The organism is Streptomyces sp. NPDC021622 (assembly GCF_040640795.1).
In the GTDB taxonomy this organism is placed as follows: domain Bacteria; phylum Actinomycetota; class Actinomycetes; order Streptomycetales; family Streptomycetaceae; genus Streptomyces.
In genome coordinates this window covers 203,662-221,529 of the sequence record NZ_JBFACK010000002.1, presented here as the reverse complement: position 1 = coordinate 221,529, position 17,868 = coordinate 203,662, and the positions used below count along the sequence as shown (strand labels likewise).

12 protein-coding genes are annotated in these 17,868 nt (G+C 70.7%); 6 read left to right on the top strand and 6 right to left on the bottom strand.

Going from position 1 to position 17,868, the window contains the following annotated elements:
- Positions 1 to 80: 80 nt before the first annotated feature.
- Positions 81 to 1,937 carry a molecular chaperone DnaK gene (dnaK, locus tag AB0G47_RS05340; protein ID WP_360764282.1) on the top strand — a complete coding sequence of 619 codons (1,857 nt, stop codon included), beginning with the start codon at positions 81 to 83 and terminating at the stop codon, positions 1,935 to 1,937.
- 95 nt (positions 1,938 to 2,032) lie between these two features.
- On the opposite strand, the gene narI is transcribed toward dnaK, so the two are convergent.
- Genes narI through AB0G47_RS05320 form a run of 4 tightly spaced genes read right to left on the bottom strand, consistent with a single transcriptional unit; the run spans position 2,033 to position 8,635 of the window.
- Positions 2,033 to 2,755, bottom strand: coding sequence for a respiratory nitrate reductase subunit gamma (gene narI / locus AB0G47_RS05335; RefSeq protein ID WP_360764280.1), 723 nt, complete (start codon positions 2,753 to 2,755; stop codon positions 2,033 to 2,035).
- Complete coding sequence (gene narJ / locus AB0G47_RS05330; RefSeq protein ID WP_360764278.1) at positions 2,752 to 3,333, bottom strand: nitrate reductase molybdenum cofactor assembly chaperone; 582 nt, start codon at positions 3,331 to 3,333, stop codon at positions 2,752 to 2,754. Before narJ ends, narI begins: the two co-directional genes overlap by 4 nt.
- The gene (narH, locus tag AB0G47_RS05325) at positions 3,330 to 4,952 is read right to left on the bottom strand and encodes a nitrate reductase subunit beta (RefSeq protein WP_360764276.1); all 1,623 of its coding nucleotides are present in this window, start codon (positions 4,950 to 4,952) and stop codon (positions 3,330 to 3,332) included. The genes narJ and narH overlap by 4 nt, the downstream gene beginning before the upstream one ends.
- Positions 4,952 to 8,635 (bottom strand): nitrate reductase subunit alpha, encoded by a 3,684-nt coding sequence (locus AB0G47_RS05320; RefSeq protein ID WP_360764274.1) that lies wholly within the window; start codon positions 8,633 to 8,635, stop codon positions 4,952 to 4,954. Before AB0G47_RS05320 ends, narH begins: the two co-directional genes overlap by 1 nt.
- A 231-nt stretch (positions 8,636 to 8,866) precedes the next feature.
- On the opposite strand from AB0G47_RS05320, the gene AB0G47_RS05315 reads away from it, so the two are divergent.
- Entirely contained in the window at positions 8,867 to 9,289 is a 423-nt protein-coding gene (locus tag AB0G47_RS05315; protein ID WP_360764272.1) for a hypothetical protein, read from the top strand.
- Here AB0G47_RS05315 and AB0G47_RS05310 read toward each other — a convergent pair.
- Positions 9,286 to 10,104 carry a helix-turn-helix transcriptional regulator gene (locus AB0G47_RS05310; RefSeq protein ID WP_360764270.1) on the bottom strand — a complete coding sequence of 273 codons (819 nt, stop codon included), beginning with the start codon at positions 10,102 to 10,104 and terminating at the stop codon, positions 9,286 to 9,288. The two genes, AB0G47_RS05315 and AB0G47_RS05310, sit on opposite strands and share 4 nt — an antisense overlap.
- Before the next feature lie 210 nt (positions 10,105 to 10,314).
- Here AB0G47_RS05310 and AB0G47_RS05305 point away from each other — a divergent pair, with 210 nt between their 5' ends.
- The 3 genes from AB0G47_RS05305 to AB0G47_RS05295 all read left to right on the top strand — a co-directional run bounded on the left by AB0G47_RS05305 (position 10,315) and on the right by AB0G47_RS05295 (position 12,399).
- Positions 10,315 to 10,620, top strand: coding sequence for a 4a-hydroxytetrahydrobiopterin dehydratase (locus AB0G47_RS05305; RefSeq protein WP_266872149.1), 306 nt, complete (start codon positions 10,315 to 10,317; stop codon positions 10,618 to 10,620).
- A 6-nt stretch (positions 10,621 to 10,626) separates the two neighbouring features.
- Positions 10,627 to 11,379, top strand: coding sequence for a class I SAM-dependent methyltransferase (locus AB0G47_RS05300; RefSeq protein ID WP_360765108.1), 753 nt, complete (start codon positions 10,627 to 10,629; stop codon positions 11,377 to 11,379).
- 129 nt (positions 11,380 to 11,508) lie between these two features.
- Positions 11,509 to 12,399: a class I SAM-dependent methyltransferase gene (locus tag AB0G47_RS05295; protein ID WP_360764268.1), complete on the top strand. Its 891-nt coding sequence runs from the start codon at positions 11,509 to 11,511 to the stop codon at positions 12,397 to 12,399.
- Here AB0G47_RS05295 and AB0G47_RS05290 read toward each other — a convergent pair.
- Positions 12,389 to 13,753: a glycosyltransferase family 39 protein gene (locus AB0G47_RS05290; RefSeq protein ID WP_360764266.1), complete on the bottom strand. Its 1,365-nt coding sequence runs from the start codon at positions 13,751 to 13,753 to the stop codon at positions 12,389 to 12,391. The two genes, AB0G47_RS05295 and AB0G47_RS05290, sit on opposite strands and share 11 nt — an antisense overlap.
- A 338-nt stretch (positions 13,754 to 14,091) precedes the next feature.
- On the opposite strand from AB0G47_RS05290, the gene AB0G47_RS05285 reads away from it, so the two are divergent.
- Positions 14,092 to 17,835 carry a hypothetical protein gene (locus AB0G47_RS05285; protein WP_360764265.1) on the top strand — a complete coding sequence of 1,248 codons (3,744 nt, stop codon included), beginning with the start codon at positions 14,092 to 14,094 and terminating at the stop codon, positions 17,833 to 17,835.
- Positions 17,836 to 17,868: the final 33 nt, after the last annotated feature.

The following is a 17,868-nucleotide window of genomic DNA, read 5'->3' as shown; positions in this document are numbered from 1 at the left end:
CATTGACAAGACGACGCTCAAGTTTTGTGATGGAGGGCGGAGTACGCCGGGAACGGGCTCGCGGTGGAAGGGGACTGGACATGGCACGTGCAGTCGGGATCGACCTCGGTACGACCAATTCGGTGGTGGCGGTTCTGGAGGGCGGCGATCCCACGGTGGTCGCCAACGCGGAGGGTGCGCGCACCACGCCCTCGGTCATCGCCTTCGCGAAGAACGGCGACGTCCTGGTCGGAGAGGTCGCCAAGCGGCAGGCGGTCACCAATGTGGAGCGCACCGCACGCTCCGTCAAACGCCATATGGGCGACGGGAGTTGGCGCTTTCCCGAGGGCGGGTCCGTGGACGGCACCCGGTACACCGCGCAGGAACTCTCCGCCCGCGTCCTGCAGAAGCTCAAGCGCGACGCCGAGTCCTATCTCGGCGAGGACGTCACCGACGCGGTCGTCACCGTCCCCGCGTACTTCGACGACGCCCAGCGCCAGGCCACCAAGGAGGCCGGGGAGATCGCGGGCCTGAAGGTCCTCCGCATCATCAACGAACCGACCGCGGCCGCACTCGCCTACGGCCTCGACAAGGGCGACGACCAGACCGTCCTCGTCTTCGACCTGGGCGGCGGCACGTTCGACGTATCGCTCCTGGAGATGGGCGAAGGCGTCATCGAGGTGAAGGCCACCAACGGCGACACCCAGCTGGGCGGCGACGACTGGGACCAGCGGATCGTCGAGTACCTGGTGCGGCAGTTCAAGAACGCGCACGGCGTGGACCTCGGCAAGGACAAGATGGCGGTGCAACGGCTGCGCGAGGGCGCCGAGAAGGCGAAGATCGAACTCTCCTCGTCGAGCGAGACGGACATCAACCTTCCGTACGTGACGGCGTCGGCGGAAGGACCGCTGCATCTGGCGGAGAAGCTGACCCGTGCTCAGTTCCAGGAGCTGACCGCCGACTTGCTCGAACGCTGCCGGGGTCCCTTCCATCAGGCGGTGAAGGACGCGGGCGTGAAGTTGTCCGCCGTCGACCATGTGATCCTGGTCGGCGGCTCGACGCGGATGCCTGCGGTGACGGAGCTGGTCAAGGAACTCACGGGGCGCGAGCCGCACAAGGGGGTCAACCCCGACGAGGTGGTGGCGCTCGGCGCGACGCTCCAGGCGGGCGTGATCCGCGGTGACGTGAAGGACGTACTCCTCCTGGACGTGACGCCGCTGTCCCTCGGCATCGAGACCAAGGGCGGCATCATGACGACGCTCATCGAACGCAACACGACCATTCCCACCCGCCGTTCGGAGACCTTCTCCACCGCCGAGGACAACCAGCCGTCGGTCGGCATCCAGGTCTTCCAGGGGGAGCGGGAGATCGCCGCGTACAACAAGAAGCTGGGCGTCTTCGACCTGACGGGCCTGCCGCCCGCCCCGCGCGGTGTGCCCAAGATCGAGGTCACCTTCGACATCGACGCCAACGGGATCATGCATGTCTCGGCGAAGGACGAGGCGACGGGCCGCGAGCAGCGCATGACGGTGACCGGCGGCTCCGCCCTGCCCAAGGACGACATCAACCGCATGGTCCGTGAGGCGGAGGAACACGCGGAGGAGGACCGCAGGCGCAGGGAGGCGGCGGAGACGCGCAACCAGGCGGAGCAACTCGTGTACCAGACGGAGCGGTTCGTCAGGGAGAACGAGGAACGGGTTCCTGCGGAGGCTCGGACCGAAGTGGAGTCGGCGGCAGCCGAGTTGAAGGCCCTCCTCAACGACAAGGGCGACGACACGGCCGCGCTGCGCGCCGGGGCGGAGAAGCTGGCAGCCGTGAGCCAGAAGATGGGCCAAGCGATGTATGCGGGCGGGGGCGCCCAGGACCAGGGGGCTCCGGAGTCCTCCGCCGAGGAGGGTGTGGTGGAAGCGGAGATTGTGGACGAGGAGGGGGAGGGCCCGAAGGAGGGGAACCGTTGATCACCGGCTCCGCCGAGTTCGTCCTCAATCGCCGGACGGGCTGAATACTTCCCTGGCTCCGGCTGAGATCCCTCAGCCGGAGCCAGAAACCTGGATTACGACCCCGTCTTCTCCCAGCCCCGCCGCTCCGCCCGCGCCCCCACCCGCCGCGGATCCCTGCTCCGGTACACCACATACGGCCGAAAGAGATACTGCACCGGCGCGCTGAACATATGGATGAGACGGGTGAACGGCACGAGCGCGATCAGGGCCATCCCCACCACCGCATGGATCTGGTACAGCACCGGAACCCCCGCCATCAGCCCCGTGTCCGGCTGCAGCGCAAAGAGACTTCGGGCCCAAGGAGCAATCGACTCCCGGTAGTTGTAGCCGTCGCCGGACGCGTGCGTCAGTTTGGCCGCCATGCCGAGCACGATCGCGCCGAGCAGCACCAGATACATCAGCTTGTCGTTGGAGGTGGTCGCCCGGAACACCGGAGCGTTGGTCCGCCGCCGGTACAGGAGCAGCAGGATGCCGAGCACGAGCATGATCCCGGCCGCGGTACCTCCGTACAGCGAGAACAGGTGGTACGTGTGCTCCTTGACGCCCACCTTCTCCGTCCACGACTGGGGGACGAACAAGCCGACGAGGTGGCCCACGAGCACGAAGAGAATGCCGTAGTGGAACATCGGCGACGCGATGTTCAGGAGCTTCGACTCGTACACCTGTGAAGAACGCGTCGTCCAGCCGAACTTGTCGTAGCGGTAGCGCCAGATGATCCCCGCGACGAGCAGGACGAAGGCGACGTAGGGGGGCACGCCCCACAGCAGGGTCTTCATGAGGCTTGCTCCCCGATGAGTGCGAAGGGTTCCAGGCCGACGTCCTCGCGGGGCGGCCCGGAGCGGGCGAGCGCGAGCGCCTCGGCGCGGTCCTTGGGCGAGGGCCCGGGCAGCGTCGAGCACACCGCGTCGACGACCTCCGCGTACGGCGTGCCGAAGTCGCTCAGGGCGAGCCGCAGCAGCTCGAGACCGCTGCGGTGTTCCTCGAGGAGCAGCGGGCCCGCGTGCGCGGAGAACTCCAGGACGGCGGGCAGGAAGTCCGGCAGTTCCTCGCCGGTGAACTCCATGCCGTGTGCGCGGTAGACCTCCTTGAAGCGCACCAGGGACATGCCGCGCCGCCGGGTGTCGCCGTCGCGCCACCAGCTCAGGTACAGGCTGTGCCGGTTCTTGAAGTCGAAGACCTGGACGTAGTGCGCCGCGAGCTCGCGCGGGTCCGTGGCGGCCGCGTGCGCGAGGAAGCCGCCGAGCGCCGGGGGCGCGGCCGCCGTGAGCAGGGGCAGCCGCTCGTGGAACTCGGCGTCCGGATAGGCGAGGCAGTGCGCCGCGGCCTGGTGGAGCACGGCGTGGTCGTTCCTCACAGCTCGTCCTCCCGGGCGGCGGTGGGCTGTTCGTCGGCGGTCTGCCGGCTGCGCAGCGCGTGGAAGTTCTCGATGGTGACCAGCGGCAGCTGCCTGCGGCCCGAGTCCTGGCCGAACGGCCCGTCGCCGCCCATGCCGGGTCCTTCCTCGTAGTCGAGGCTGCAGGAGTCCGGGAGCCCCGGAAGAGCAGATTCCTCCAGGCGCTGCGCGTCCGCGACGGCCGCGGTCGGGATGACATAGCGGTCCTCGTACTTGGCGATGGCGAGCAGCCGGTACATCTCCTCGATCTCCGGGCCCTTCATGCCCACGGCCTCGGCGATTGAACTCCCCGGCCGTTCCCCGAGGTTGATGTTCCGCATGTGCGCCCGCATCGCCGCGAGCTTCTCAAGGGAGGCCCGCACCGGGCCGACGTCACCGGCCGTGAAGATCTCCGCCAGGTATTCGAGCGGGATGCGCAGCGTGTCGATAGCCCCGAAGAGATTGTCCAGGTCCTCGCCGTCGTGGCCGGTCTCGCTGAGCGCGTCCACCACCGGCGAGAGCGGCGGGATGTACCAGACCATCGGCATCGTCCGGTACTCCGGATGCAGCGGAAGCGCCACCTTGTACTTGCTGATCAGCGCGTGCACGGGGGAGCGCCGCGCCGCCTCGATCCACTCGTACGAGATCCCGGCCCGCTCGGCGTCCCGGCGCACATCCAGGTCGTCCGGGTCGAGGATGACGCCCAACTGTGCCTCGTACAGCTTGTGTTCGTCCGGCTCGGAGGCCGCCCGGGTCACCTTGTCCGCGTCGTACAGAATCACTCCGAGGTAGCGGAGCCGGCCCACGCACGTCTCGGAGCAGACGGTGGGCAGTCCCACCTCCAGGCGCGGGTAGCACAGCGTGCACTTCTCGGCCTTGCCGGTGCGGTGGTTGAAGTACACCTTCTTGTACGGGCAGCCGGTCACGCACTTGCGCCAGCCCCGGCAGTGGTCCTGGTCGACGAGGACGATGCCGTCTTCCTCGCGCTTGTACATCGCACCCGACGGGCAGGACGCCACGCACGCCGGGTTGAGGCAGTGCTCGCAGATGCGCGGCAGATAGAACATGAAGGTCTGCTCGAAGGCGAACTTCACCTTGTCGGCGGCCTGTTGGCGGGTCTTCTCCACCATCGGGTCGAGGTCGCCGTACTGCGCCGCGCCGCCGAGGTTGTCGTCCCAGTTCGACGACCACTCGATCTTCATGGGTTTGCCGCTGATCAGGGAGCGCGGCTCGGCGACCGGATAGTCGTCGCCCAGCGGGGCGTCGGTGAGGTTCTTGTACTCGTACGTCCAGGGCTCGTAGTAGTCCTTGATCTCCGGCAGCTTGGGGTTGGAGAAGATCTCCAGGAGGGATTTGATCCGGCCGCCGTTCTTCAGCTTCAGGGCGCCCCGCTTGTTCAGCTCCCAGCCGCCGCGCCACTTCTCCTGGTCCTCGTAGCGGCGCGGATAGCCCTGGCCCGGACGGGTCTCGACGTTGTTGAACCAGACGTACTCCATGCCGTCGCGGTTGGTCCACGCCTGCTTGCAGGTGACGGAGCAGGTGTGGCACCCGATGCACTTGTCGAGGTTCATCACCATCGCGATGTGTGCCTTGACGCGCATCAGTAAGTGACCTCCTGGCTGCGGCGACGGACCACCGTCACCTCGTCGCGCTGATTGCCCGTCGGGCCGAGGTAGTTGAACGCCCACGACAACTGCGCGTATCCGCCGATGAGATGGGACGGCTTGAGGATGAGGCGGGTCAGGGAGTTGTGGATGCCGCCGCGCCTGCCGGTGGTCTCCGTCTTGGGGACGTTCACCGTGCGCTCCTGCGCGTGGTGCATGTAGACCGTGCCGGCCGGCATACGGTGCGAGACGATCGCGCGTGCCACCACCACGCCGTTCCGGTTGACCGCCTCGATCCAGTCGTTGTCCTTGACGCCGATCGCGTCCGCGTCCTGCGGGGCCATCCAGATGGACTGGCCGCCGCGCGAGAGCGACAGCATGAAGAGGTTGTCCTGGTACTCGGAGTGGATCGACCACTTGTTGTGCGGGGTGAGGTATCGGACCGTCACTTCCTTCTCGCCGTCCGGGCCGAGGCGTGGTTCTCCGAAGAGGCGGTGCATGTCCAGGGGCGGCCGGTAGACGGGCATCGCCTCGCCGAGTTCGTGCATCCAGTCGTGGTCGATGAAGAAGTGCTGGCGGCCGGTGAGGGTGTGCCAGGGCTTCAGATGCTCGGTGTTGAGCGTGAAGGCCGTGTACCGGCGGCCGCCGGACTCGCTGCCGCTCCACTCCGGCGATGTGATCACCGGCACCGGCGCCGCCTGTGTGTCGGCGTACGTGATGCGCTTGCCCTCGTGCTCGGCGGCGAGGTGCGCCATCTCCTGGCCCGTGCGCGCCTCCAGGGTGCGGAAGCCCTGGGTGGCCAGGCGCCCGTTGGTCGTGCCGGACAGGGCGAGGATCGTGTTGGCCGCCTTGATGGCCGTGTCCAGGGCGGGGCGGCCGTCGGCGGGTCCGCCGCGCACGACGCCGTTGCGTGCCCTCAACTCCTCGACCTCCTGGTCGGGTTGGAACGCGATGCCCTTGACCGGAAGGCCCAGCTTCTCCACCAGCGGACCGAGCGAGGCGAACTTCGCGCCGATCGCGGTGTAGTCGCGCTCCACCACCGCCAGGTTCGGCATCGTCTTCCCCGGCACCGGCTCGCACTCGCCCTTGCGCCAGTCCAGGACGATCCCGCCGGGCTGCGCGGTCTCGCCAGGCGTGTCGTGCTGGAGCGCGGTGGCGACGACGTCCTTGCGTACGCCGAGATGGTCCACGGAAAGATCGCTGAGCCGTTCCGCGATCGCCTTGAAGGCGTCGAAGTCCGTGCGGGCCTGCCAGGGCGGGTCGACGGCCGGGGTGAAGGAGTGCACGTACGGGTGCATGTCGGTCGTCGACAGATCGTGCTTCTCGTACCAGGTGGCCGCCGGCAGGACCACGTCCGAGAGCAGCGTCGACGACGTCTGCCGGAAGTCGAGCGAGACGAGCAGATCGAGCTTCCCCTCGGGGGCCTCGTCGCGCCAAGTGACGGTCGAGGGACGCTCGTTCGGGGCTGCCTCTTCCGCCCGCAGCGAGGAGTGCGTGCCGAGCAGATGCTTGGTGAAGTACTCGGCGCCCTTCGCCGACGAACCGAGCAGATTGGCGCGCCACAGGGTCAGGACGCGCGGCCAGTTCTCCGGCGCGTCCGGGTCCTCGCAGGCGAACTTGAGCGAGCCCGCCTTGAGCTCGTCGACCACGTCGGCCACCGGATCGTCCGAAGTCTCGCCCAGCTCAAGGGAGTTGCGGTCGAACGTCGGGTACGACGGCATCCAGCCGGTGCGCGCCGAGAGCGCCAGACAGTCCGCGCCCGTCATCCCCGCGAACCGGCCATCGCCCAGCGGCGATGCGAGCACGTCCGCCGCGAACTTGTCGTAGCGCCACTGGTCGGTGTTGAGGAACCAGTACGCGGCGCCGATCATCTGCCGCGGCGGCCTGCTCCAGTCGTTGGCACTGGCCAGCGTCGCCCAGCCGGTCGCGGGGCGGCACTTCTCCTGGCCCACATAGTGCGCCCAGCCGCCGCCGTTGCGGCCCTGGCAGCCGGTCAGCTGGAGCAGCGCGAGGAACGACCGGTAGATCGTCTCGGAGTGGAACCAGTGGTTGGTCCCCGCCCCCATCAGGATCATGCAGCGGCCGTGCGACTGCTCCGCGGTCCTCGCGAACTCCCGGGCGATCTTCACCGCCTTCGCGGCCGGCACCGAGGTGTGCGCCTCCTGCCAGGCAGGGGTGCCGGGCGCTTCTTCATCCTCGTACGAAGAAGGCCACTCGCCAGGCAGTCCCCCGCGCCCCACGCCGTACTGCGCGAGCAGCAGGTCGAAGACCGTCGTGACAAGGGGGCCGTCCTGCCCGCCGAGCCGCGTGGCGGGCACGCCACGGCGGACGATCTCGCCGCGGCCCTGGCCGTGCGTGCCGCCCTCGGTGTCGAAGCGCGGCAGGAGCACCTCGACGCCCGCAGCGACGTCCGAGCCGTGCAGGGAGAGCTGCGGCTTGATCGAGCCGAGCTCCAGGTTCCACTTGCCCTTGCCCGAGTCGGTCCAGCGGAAGCCGAGCGAGCCGTTGGGGACGGCCGGCTGCCCGGTGGTCTCGTCCAGGACGGCCGTCTTCCAGTCGCCGCCCTCGCCGCGCTCGCCCAGATCCGTGGCGCGCAGGAACTTCGACGGGACGAACGCACCGTCGCGCTCGGTCAGCGTCACCAGGAACGGCAGGTCGGTGAACTTGCGGACGTAGTCGGTGAAGAACTCCGTCTGCCGGTCGACGAAGAACTCCTTGAGGATCACGTGCCCCATCGCGATGGCCAGGGCGCCGTCCGTGCCGGGGTGCGGGTGCAGCCACTCGTCGGCGAACTTGGCGTTGTCGGCGTAGTCCGGCGCGACGACCACGACCTTCTGGCCCCGGTAGCGCGCCTCGGCCATCCAGTGCGCGTCGGGGGTGCGCGTGACGGGGACGTTCGAGCCCCACATCATCAGATACGCGGCGTCCCACCAGTCGCCCGACTCCGGTACGTCGGTCTGGTCGCCGAAGACCTGCGGCGAGGCCACGGGAAGGTCCGCGTACCAGTCGTAGAAGGAGAGCATCGGGGCGCCGATCAGCGACATGAAGCGGGCGCCCGCGGCGTGCGACACCATCGACATCGCCGGGATGGGGGAGAAGCCGGCGACGCGGTCGGGGCCGTACTTCTTGATGGTGTGGACGTGCGCGGCCGCGATGATCTCGACGGCCTCGTCCCAGGTCGCACGCACCAACCCGCCCTTGCCGCGCGCCAGTTGATAGGTGCGGCGACGCTCAGGGTCGTCCTGGATGTCCGCCCACGCGAGGACCGGATCCTTCAGCCGGGACTTGGCCTCGCGGTACATCTCCAGGAGGACGCCGCGCAGATACGGGTAGCGGACGCGCGTCGGCGAGTACGTGTACCAGGAGAAGGCCGCGCCGCGGGGGCAGCCGCGGGGCTCGTACTCGGGGCGGTCGGGGCCGACGGACGGATAGTCGGTCTGCTGGGTCTCCCAGGTGATGATGCCGTCCTTGACGTACACCTTCCAGCGGCAGGAGCCGGTGCAGTTCACGCCGTGCGTCGAGTTCACGACCTTGTCGTGGCTCCACCGGTCGCGGTAGAAGACGTCCGCGTCCCTGCCGCCGGTCAGCGCCACGCTGTGCAGGTCGGGGGCTGCGGTGCCGCGGCGGAAGAACTTTCCCGCGCGCAGCAGCGCCGCGGCGGGCTCGGTCGTCTCAGTCACCCTGGAGCTCCCTAGGTCTGCCTCTCAACGAACCTAGGTGCGGGTGGTGCGGGGCACCCGTCTGCCGCCGCCGTACGGGTTGTCCGCGGACGGCCGACCATTACCCCGGACGTAATCGACCGGCCGGCGCGGGCACGCCACAGTGATGTCACCGGGCCCGGTCCGGCGCACTCCGGTCCGGGACCCGCGTTCCTTGCCCCGCTCTCCCCCCTGCCTGGAGGTCGACCCGTCATGTCCACATACGCCCTCACCGCCCTCGCCCGCACGACCGACCCGAAAACGATGCTGCGCCGCTTCCTCGCCCTGGACGCGGTCGTGACCGGCGCGAACGGCATTGCGTACGCCGTCGCCGCGGGCCCGCTCGGGCGCTTCCTCGGCGTCGACGCCGGGCTGCTGCTCGGACTCGGCGTCTTCCTCGCCCTCTACGGGGCGGCCGTCGGCTTCCTCGCCGCCCGCAAGAGTCCGCCGTCGCTGCCCGTCCGGGCGGTGGTCGAGGCCAACGCCGTCTGGGCGGTGCTGAGCGTCGTCGCGCTCGTCGCATGGCTCTCGCCCAGTACTGCAGGGGCTGTGTGGACCCTGCTGCAGGCCGTGACGGTCGGCGGATTCGCTGCTCTGCAGTACGCGGCGCTGCGGGCGGCGGGCCCCGGCCGCTAGGGCTGGTGGGTCTGCAGATATTTGACCGTCGCCGGGTCGGCCGGGAGCAGCGTCTCGATGGCCAGCTCGGCGACCGTCACGTCCATGGGTGTGTTGAACGTGGAGATCGACGAGATGAAGGAGAGGACGTGCCCGTCGTGCTCGACCCGCAGGGGCAGCGCGAAGTAGGGCACGTCCGTGCCGGCCTCGAAGGCGTCCACCCCCGGATCCTCCACCGGGTACGCGGCCACTTCCTCGTATACCGCGCGCAGCGCGTCCGAGCGCTGCAGGGCGATCTGCCGCTCCATCTGGTGCAGCAGATGCCCCCGCCACTCCCGCAGATTGCGGATCCGGGGCGCGAGGCCCTCGGGGTGGAGGGTGAGCCGCATCGCGTTCAGGGGCGGCGCCAGGAGGTGCTCCGGGACGCCTTCGAGGAGCATCGCCAGGCTGCGGTTGGCCGTGATCACGTCGTACGTCGCGTCGACGACCAGGGCCGGATAGGGCTCGTAGCCGGTCAGGAGCTGTTCCAGGCCCTCGCGCAGCGGGCCCATCGACGGGTCGTCGAGGGGGGTCTGCCGGAAACGGGGTGCGTAACCGGCCGCCAGGAGCAGGGAGTTGCGGTCCCGCATCGGCACGTCGAGGTGGTCGGCGAGACGCAGCAGGGTCTCCTCGCTCGGCCGTGACCTGCCCGTCTCGATGAAGCTGATGTGCCGCGCCGACGAGTCCGCGCGCAGGGCAAGCTCCAGCTGGCTGACCTTGCGCCGCTCGCGCCAGCCGCGCAGCAGTGGACCGACTCCGGAGGTGGGATTCGCCTGTGCGGGCGCGGCAGTTGTCATACTCAGACGGTAATCGACGGGTCCGACACGCTCCGGAGGGTACGGGCCGACCGGGCCTGTCGGTGGCCGCCGCCGCGGCCGGGCGGAGCTCGGGGCCAGGGCGGGCGGCCGCGTGCTGTGGCAGGGTGAGAAACGTACGTACATTCGCCGGTCCCGCGGTCGTACACCGTACGCGGTACGACCCGGAGCCCGACCCGGAAGGAGCGTGCCATGCCTGTCGAACCGCTGTCACAGAAGGAGGTCGAGGAACGGCTCGCCGAGCTTCCCGGCTGGTCCCTCGACGGCGACCGGATCACCCGCTCCTACCGCCTCGGCTCGCACTTCGCGGCCGCCGCGATGGTCGTGCACATCGCGCAGATCCAGGAGGAGCTCGGCCACCACTCCGACCTGACGCTCGGCTACAACTCCGTCGCCCTCTCCGTGAACACCCACAGCGCGGGCGGCGCGATCACCGGCCTCGACTTCGAACTGGCCCGCAGGGTCGAGGAGTTGGCGCCGGGTCACGGGGCGGCCTGAATGCCGATGCTGGACTACGGCAAGGAAGCGGACCGCTATGACGCGTCGCGCGGCGGTGAGCCACGCGCCGCGGCCGCTGCCGCGGCGGTCCTGGGCCTGGTGCCTTCCCGGACCCGCACCCTGCTGGACGTGGCCTGCGGCACGGGCCTGGTCACCCGGCGGCTTTCCCGTCCTGGCCTGCGGGTGACCGGCGTGGACGCGGCGGACGGCATGGCGCGGATGGCGGCGGCGCGGGTCCCGGGATCCGTGGTGCTCGGGGACAGCCGTCAACTGCCCTTCCCCGACGCCTCGTTCGACGCCGTGAGCACGGTCTGGCTGCTGCATCTGCTGCCCGGCGCCGAAGAGACGGCCGTGGTCGTCGCCGAGTGCGCGCGGGTGCTGCGGCCCGGCGGCGTCTATGTCACGACCGTCGACAAGGCCGCCTCGCACGACGTGGGCAGCGACATCGACGCCGTGCTCGCCGGACGTCCGGTGCGCACCGCCCCCGACCGCGCGGACACGGTGCGCTCGCACGCGGCGGCGCACGGCCTGACGGGGGAGGGGCGGGCCCGGTTCCGCGGGCACGGCCAGGGGCGCTCGCCGCGCGGCACCGTCGATGACCTGTACCGGGGCTGGTTCACCATGCTGGCCCCGGACTCGCCCCTGACCGCACGGTTCGCGGCCCGCCTCGCGGAGCTGCCGGACCAGGAAGTCCCGCGCGCCGACCCGGAGTTCACGCTCCTGTCGTTCCGCAAGGAACCGGCGCCCGCCGCCCCATGAATCCGTACCACTGAATCCGCACCGCGGTTTGCTGAAACGGCAAGGCTGCTTGGCGAGCGGCGCCCCGAAGCGCAGGGTGGGGAGCGATCCCACCCACTCCTGAGCACACCGAAGGCGGCGGCAGCGAAGATGGCCCACGACCACGACGACACTCACCAGCACGGCCACGGTCACCACCACCACGACGACATCGACTGGGCGGCGATGGGCCCGATGCTGGAGCGGCAGGCGGAGCTCGCCGCGCCGCAGAACCGCGAAATCGCCGCGTGGCTGCGCGACTGGCAGCCCGAGCCGTCCCTGATCGCGGACGTGGGCGGCGGCTCGGGCAGCATCTCCTTCCTCCTCGCCGAGGCCTTCCCCAAGGCCGATGTGATCACCGTGGACCCGGCGGAGCCGCTCCTGGAGCGGGCCAGGGCACGCGCCGCCCGCGAGGGCCTGACGGGCCGCGTAAGCACCCGCAGGGCGGAACTGCCCGAGGGCATCGGCGAGCTGCCGCCCGCCGACCTCCTCTGGATCGGCCGTGCCCTGCACCACGTGGGCGACCAGCAGGCGGCGCTCGCCGCGCTCGCGGACCGCCTGGCGCCGGGCGGCGCCCTCGCCCTCCTCGAAGGCGGCCTCAATCCCCGCAGCCTGCCCCGCGACATCGGCTTCGGCCGCCCCGGTCTGCAGACCCGCTTCGACCTGGCCGACGAGAAGTGGTTCACGCAGATGCGCGCGGACCTGCCGGGCGCGAAGTCGGTCACGGAGGACTGGCCCGCGCTCCTGACCGAGGCGGGCCTCCGCCACGCGGGCACCCGATCCTTCCTCCTCGACCTCCCGGCCCCCCTGCCCGCCAACGCCCGAACCCACCTCATCGGCGAACTCACCCGCCGCCGCGAGATGCACGCGCAGACCCTCGACGCCGACGACCTCACCACGGTCGACCGCCTCCTGGACGAGAACGACGAACAGAGCCTGCACCACCGGCCGGATGTGTTCCTGCTGTCCGTGCAGACGGTGCATGTGGGGGTCAAGGGCTAGCCGGGCAGTGGCCGGGGCGGGCGTACAGGGTGACGCGCCAGCCCCGGTCGGTCCGGGTGTGGCACTGCTCGAAGTGGTCCTTCAGGACGTCGCGTTTCACGGTCTCCCGCGGGATCTGGTCGACGGGATCGCGCGAGGGGTCGGTGACGAAGACGATCCGGGTCCGCGTGAGCATCCGGGCCCGGATGACATCGGCGCCGACCTCGGTGCCGTACAAGGTGTGCGAAGCGGCGGGACGCCCGTCGAGGGCGAGATCGTCGAGCCCCGCGACGGCCTGCGGGTGCGGCAGGGACCAGACCCGGCGGCGCGACGGCATGTAGAGGACGGCGTCGCCCTCGCTCCCGGCGTCCTGAACGGCCTGCGTGACCGCTGCCGTGTTGTCGAGGCGGCTGTCCGGAGTGCGCAGATGCACGCTGTAGGGGGCCAGAGCGATCAGGGCGGCCGCGGCGGTGACCACGGTGACGGCGGTCCGCCGGCGTCCGCCGCGCGACATCTGGTCGAGGAGCGCCCCGATGAGCAGCGCGAGCCCGGCGACGCCGTACAGGACGTAACGGTCCGCGTAGAGCGGCTTGACCGGGGCGATGAGCAGCAGCGCGAGCGTGGGGGTGACGAGCAGCGCCAGGGCGGGCCGACGCAGCCCGATCGGCCGCCCCGCATCCGCCGCCCGCCCGCCGAGCCTGCCGAGGAGCGCCGCGCAGACCACCCCGGCCACACACAGACCGGTAGCTCCCGCGTACTGACTCAGGTCGACGTGCAGCCACCCCACCTGATCCTTCTGCCGCTGGCTCAGCACGGCGAGCGGCGCGAGACCCGTGACCACGACCGCCGCGGCCCGGGCCCACGACCGGCGTGCGGTCCACGGCACCGTCAGAGCGTGCGCGGGCAGCGCGAACACCGCGAACTCGTGCAGCAGGCACGTCACCAGCATCAGCGCGCCGTACCAGCGCCACAGGCGGCGCGCCCGGAGTCCGTCGGCCGAGGCCGCGCGCACCAGTACGTACGTCGCCCAGACGACAAGGGCGCACACCATCGCGTACGAGCGGCCCTCCTGTGCGAAACGCTGGATCGAAGGGATCACCGCGAACACGACCCCGGCGAGCAGCCCGGCCCGCGGACCGGCGAGGTGCCGCCCGAGCATCGCCACACCGGCGGTGGCCACGCTCATCGCGAGCACGGACGGGATCCGCATCACTAGCAACGGGTCGGCACGGCCGAAGAGTTCACAGATCCCGTAGAGGCCGTACATCAGCAGGTAGTAGAGCCCGTGCACGGCGTCCGCGTTCCCCAGCGTGTGCCAGAGGTCGGACAGGCCGCGGTGCGCGACGTCGTAGGTGACCGCTTCGTCCCGCCACATGCTTCCGCCGCGGCGTAAGCCCCAGAGGCCCAGGGTGAGCGTCAGCAGCACACCTGGCAGTACGGCGGGCAACCACCGTGTGCGATCCCTGAGTTGAACGGCGTGCTCCGCCTTGCGTTCGACCGCTCGTGGCGGGTCGGAAAGGCTGGACCGAGTGGTGGTGGCGATGGTGGGCTCCCCGTGCGTGTGCGGTCGGCTGTGCGGATCCGGGCCCAAGAACGGGACCGGAAAGCCGAGTTCAGCGGCGCGCGGATTGATTGGCAGCCCTGTTTCGCCGCACCGATCAATTGCTAACGTGGTCCCGGATCTTGACCAGAGGGGGCTGGGAGGGGCAGGGGATGGGGCGTCGGGAGAAGCCGCTCGAGCCGACGGCGGGCCCGGTCCAGCGGTTCGCGTACGAACTCCGCAAGCTCCGCGTCGACGCGGGCAGCCCCACCTACCGGGCGATGGCGCAGCGCGTCGCGTACTCGGCTCCGACGCTCTCCGCGGCCGCCGCGGGAGAGCGATTGCCGACGCTGCCCGTGCTGCTCGCCTATGTGTCCGTGTGCGACGGGGACCCGGAGGAGTGGGAGCGGCGCTGGTACGAAACGGTCGCCGAAGACGCCGAACGGGACACGGAAGGGGGCGAGTCCCCCTATCCCGGGCTCGCCAGATTCGGTGCCGACGACCAGGCCCGCTTCCATGGCCGCGGCGACCTCGTGGACGAGCTGGTGCGGCTCACCTCGCGGCGACGCGTGGCGGCGGTGATCGGTGCCTCCGGCAGCGGCAAGTCGTCGTTGCTGCGGGCCGGGCTCATCCCGGCGTTACGGGAGTCCACCGACGCCTGGCGCCCGGCCGCGATGCGCATTCTCACCCCGGGGGACCGCCCGGCCCGAACGCACCGGCACCTGCTGACGCCCGCCGACGGCGCCGGCGACACGCTCCTCGTGATCGACCAGTTCGAGGAGGTCTTCTCGCTCTGCCACTCCCCGGCGGAACGGACGGAATTCCTGGACCGGCTGCTCATGGCCCGCGCCCCCGGCAGCCGCCTGCGCGTGATCGTCGCCGTCCGCGCCGACTTCTACGGCCGCTGCGCCGAACACGGCCCCCTGGCCGACGCCCTGGGAGACGCCACCCTCCTCGTCGGCCCCATGTCGCCCAGTCGACTGCGCGAGGCCATCGTCAGACCCGCGGCGGCCGAACGGCTCGTCGTGGAGCGGACGTTGACGGCCCGGATCGTGGCCGACGTGGCGGACGAGCCGGGCGGCCTTCCGCTCATGGCGCACGCGCTCCGCGAAGTGTGGCGGCGGCGCAGCGGCAAGACACTGACCGAGGCGGCGTACGAGGCGATCGGCGGCGTACGGGGCGCCATCGCGCACACCGCGGAAGAAGTCTTCGGGCGGCTGACGGACGCGGAGGCCGCGACGGCCCGTCGGCTGCTCCTGCGCATGGTCGCGCCGGGCGACGGCACGCAGGACACCCGCCGCCCCGTCGACCGCGCCGAACTCCCGGCCGGCTGCGACGACGTACTGGAACGCCTGGTCGCCGCGCGGCTGCTGACTGTCGACGGAACGACGGTCGACCTCGCCCACGAGGCCCTGATCAGCGCATGGCCGAGGCTGCGGGGATGGGTCGACGCGGACCGCGACCGGCTGCGGCTGCACCGGGCGCTGACCGAGGCGGCCGTGACGTGGCAGGAGCTCGGGCGGGACGCGGGGGCCGTGTACCGGGGGACGAGGCTGACGGCGGCGCGGGAGGCGTTCGGTTCGGGAGGCGCCGACTCCTCCGACTCCTCCGACTCCGCCGACTCCCCGGAACTCGCCGCTCTCGAACTGACCGACCTGGAACGGGATTTCCTCCGCGCTGGAGTCGACGCCCACGACCACGAGACACGCTCGAAGGCACGCGCCGCGCGGCGGACGCGGGCGCTCATCTCCGGCGTCGCCGTACTGCTCTGCCTCGCCGTGATCGCGGGCGTGGCCGCCTGGCAGCAGAACCGGAACGGGGAGCGGCAGCGGGCCGAGGCCCAGGCGCGGCGGATCGTCGGCGTCGCGCAGACGCTGCGGCGTTCGGATCCGGTGACCGCGATGCGGCTGAGTGTGGCCGCCTGGCGCGTTGCGGATCTGCCGGAGACGCGCGAGGCGGTGCGTGCCGCCGGCGCGTGGCGGGAGCAGGACTCGTTCGCCGGTTCCGACAAGAGCACCACGCCGGACGCGCAGCGCTGGCTGAGCGCGGACGGGCGCACGCTGACGGCGGTCGACCGTGACCGTGTGGTGCGGTGGGACGTGCGCGGCCATCGCCGCATCGGTACGACGTCCCGGCCCGGTATCCACGAGAACAGCATGGACGCCAGCGCCGACGGACGCATGGTCGCGCAGCAGGGCAGGAGCGGCGTACAGGTGTGGGATCTGGTCCGGAACCGGGCGGTCGGCCCGCGCTTCGGGACGGGGGAACGGTGGGACACGGACGGTTGGTTCGGGCCGCGCGGCCGGACCTTCGTCATCCGCACGAGGGTCGGCGACGGTGCCACTGTCCAGGTGTGGGACATACGAAGGCACAAGCTTCTCGACGAGATCCGGGGCCAGGACACAGAGAGTCCCGCTCCGGCGCTCAGCCCCGATGACCGGCTGCTGGCGACCTGTTCGCAGGGCGGCCGGCTCGCTGTGCGGGACGTCGCGAAGGGGCGGTACGTGCCCAGGACCTGGCCCCGCGATGTGGATGAACAGGTCTGCGGAGCACCTGAGTTGACCTTCACCCCGGACAGTCGGGCGCTGTCCTTCTCCATGGGGAGCGGCATTCGAACCTGGGAGCCGACGACCGGCCGGGAGCGCCCGAAGATCAAGCTGCCCGCCGACTCCGAGGGAAGTGTGGACTTCGGCGATGACGGGACGGTCGCGGCGGTCATGACCGACGACGGGGACATCACGCTGCGGAAGACCGATGCACCCGGCACGCCGCTCCTCCGATATCCGGTGCGGGACCGCGGAGCCACCGAGTTGAGGGTGGACACGGCAGCGGGTGTGATCCGCTACCGGGCCGGCTCCGAAGTCGTACGCACCCTCGACATTCGTGCGGCCCTGACCGTGCACCGTCGCGGTCAACCGCTGACGGACGCGCGTTTCAGCCCGGACGGGCGCACCCTTGCCACGGTCGAAGGCCGCGGCACCGAAGGGAAGTTCAGGCTGCGCGATGCGCGGAGCGGCGCGCTGTCGGCGTCGCTGCCCGGCCCGGCCTGCGTGGACTGCGGGGCGGGCCAGCCGTGGGCCTTCTCCCCGGACAGCCGGGCTCTGGCCTACGGGTTCGTGGGCGAGAGCGGCACGACGGTGCGGCGGTGGAACATCAGGGACGCCCAGGAGTCGTCCCGTACGCGCATCCCGTCGTGGATCGACAGCCTGGCGGTCCCGTCGCGCGGTACGCGAGTGGTCGCCGCGGGCATGCCGCTGGGCGAGCGGGAGCACGGCGACCGGCAGGTCGAGGTCTGGAACATGACGGGGGACACGCGAACCAGGGTGTTGCGGCAGTGGACAGGAGGACTGCTGGGAACGCTGGCTCCCGACGGCCGATCCCTCCTCACGACGGACGGTGTGCTGACCGACCTCGAGACGGGGCGGTCGTCGCGGGTACTGCGCGGCGAGGACATGTTGAGCACCGCGGTCCACAGCCCCGACGGCCGCCTTCTCGCCGTCGCCGACGACAGCGGCAGGATCACCCTGTGGGACGCCCGTGGCCGCCGGGCCCTGGGTGTGCTCTCTCCGGGCTCGTACGAGTGGGGCACGGGGGAGGAGCCACTCGGCTCGGTCCTGTCCTTCTCCGAAGACGGCCGCTACCTCGCCGCGGGTGGACCGGACGGCACCGTACGCGTCTGGGAGACCGAAACCCCCCGCCTCGCGGGCGCCGAGTACCCCGGCGCGGACGGCGCCGTCCTGGCGCTCGGCTTCGCCGGGGACGAACTCCGGGTGGCGACCGCGCACATCCCCAGCCGCTCGGTGCCGATCGGGGCGGGCCGTGCGGCGGACGCCGTGTGCGAGCGCGCCAGAGGCGGACTCAGCAGGGCGCAGTGGCAGACCTATCTGCCAACGGTCAAGTACCGAAAGACCTGTTGACGAAGACCTGTTGTTGGCTTGACGAAGGCCTGT